1 protein-coding gene is annotated in these 692 nt (G+C 39.0%); it reads left to right on the top strand.

What is annotated here, in order from left to right; genetic code table 11:
* A partial coding sequence (locus tag NY607_RS24225; RefSeq protein WP_259420616.1) for an InlB B-repeat-containing protein occupies positions 1–692 on the top strand: 692 nt, incomplete at both ends.

The following is a 692-nucleotide window of genomic DNA, read 5'->3' on the forward strand; positions in this document are numbered from 1 at the left end:
ATACAACTTTATATGCAAAATGGGAAAAGGTCATCACACAATATACGGTGGATTTCGAAACAAATGGAGGTAGCACAGTAGTATCACAGAAGGTAACTGAAGACACCTTAGCAATAAAGCCAGCAGACCCAACAAAAGCTGGATATGAGTTTGCAGGTTGGTATACAGATGCTGTATTCAGTACACCATGGAATTTTACAACGGATAAGGTAACCGAAAATACAACCTTATATGCTAAATGGAAAAAGGTAGTCGTACAGTATACGGTGAATTTTGAAACGAACGGCGGAAGTGCGATTCCGTCTCAAAAAGTTACTGACAAAGCTAAAGTGACTAAGCCAGCAGATACTACAAAGGCAGGTCATATATTGATAGGGTGGTATAAAGGTAAAACGTTGAGTATCCCATGGGAATTTGATATAGACGTGGTAACCGAAAATACAACTTTATATGCAAAATGGGAAAAGGTCATCCCACAATATACGGTGGATTTCGAAACAAATGGAGGTAGCACAGTAGTATCACAGAAGGTAACTGAAGACACCTTAGCAATAAAGCCAGCAGACCCAACAAAAGCTGGATATGAGTTTGCAGGTTGGTATACAGATGCTGTATTCAGTACACCATGGAATTTTACAACGGATAAGGTAACCGAAAATACAACTTTATATGCAAAATGGGAAAAGGTCATC

It is taken from the genome of Lysinibacillus sp. A4 (assembly GCF_024919535.1).
Taxonomy (GTDB): Bacteria; Bacillota; Bacilli; order Bacillales_A; family Planococcaceae; genus Lysinibacillus; species Lysinibacillus capsici.